The sequence below is a fragment of the Phaeodactylibacter xiamenensis genome, from assembly GCF_000759025.1.
GTDB lineage: Bacteria > Bacteroidota > Bacteroidia > Chitinophagales > Saprospiraceae > Phaeodactylibacter > Phaeodactylibacter xiamenensis.
The window spans coordinates 1-962 of the sequence record NZ_JPOS01000153.1 but is presented as its reverse complement, the minus strand read 5'-3'; the positions used below and the strand labels follow the sequence as shown (position 1 = coordinate 962).

Below are 962 nucleotides of genomic sequence, written 5' to 3'. Positions count from 1 at the left end.
GAGTGCGTGACAAAAAAGCGGGGATGGGTAAAAAAGGGAGGTTGAGCCAATAAGTCGTAAATTGAGTTTGACACAAAACAATTAACGACAGCCAAACCTCCCGGATGAAGTTATGGAAAAACAGCAACTTACCCAGCGATTAAATCAGAAGTTTGAAGAATTAGTGTGCCTTAGCGATGGATACGTCGAATCTTCGGATGCCATGCATGACATTGAAAAAGGCTTGCTGAGCGAATTGCTGAGCATCGGGCTGCTGCTGCTCCGGTACATCATAGCCGGGAAGCTAAAACAGTGCAAGAGTTATGAATTCGACGTGGACAATCAAGCAGCTTGCCAAAGCAAGGGCAAGAAGGCGCGGCGCTATTTAAGTTTGTTTGGGCCCTTATCCATACAGCGCCCGAGCCACTGGGCCAGTGACAAAGGGGTTGTATATAAACTGGATGAGCACCTGCAGTTGCCCCGAGGGAGCTATTGGTCTTACAATATCCAGGAATTAGTGGGCGAAAGTGCATCAGAGAATGATTTCCGTGAAAGCGTGCACCTGTTTAACAAGCTGCTGAATTTGGATTTGCGCTGGGAGTCCTCGGTGCGCAACACTCTTAATTTGGGCCAATACGTGGAAGCCTATTATGAGGCCCGCCCGGCTAAGGCAGAACCTGAAGCGGTGTGCTTCAGCGCCTCTTTTGACGGCAAGGGCGTACCGAAGGTAAGAAAGCCCAAAGCCCGCTCGGGCAACCCCAAAGCCCGCTTGGGCAAAGGGGAGAAACCAGGGACAAAGCAGATGGCAACTGTTTCAGTAACTTCCAGCTTTAAGCCTAAGCAACGTAGTGTCAAAGCCATTGCCGATGCTTTGATGGGAGTGGAAAACGAGCCTCAAAAGATAAAGAAAAAACCAAAACAAGAGCAGCGCTCAAAAAAGAATGGCTGGCACGAAAATATCCACCGCAGGGCATTTTTAGCAG

1 protein-coding gene is annotated in these 962 nt (G+C 49.1%); it reads left to right on the top strand.

What is annotated here, in order from left to right; translation table 11 throughout:
* Window positions 1–112 precede the first annotated feature (112 nt).
* The coding region (locus IX84_RS30470) for a hypothetical protein (protein WP_044230428.1) at window positions 113–962 on the top strand (850 nt) is incomplete at its 3' end.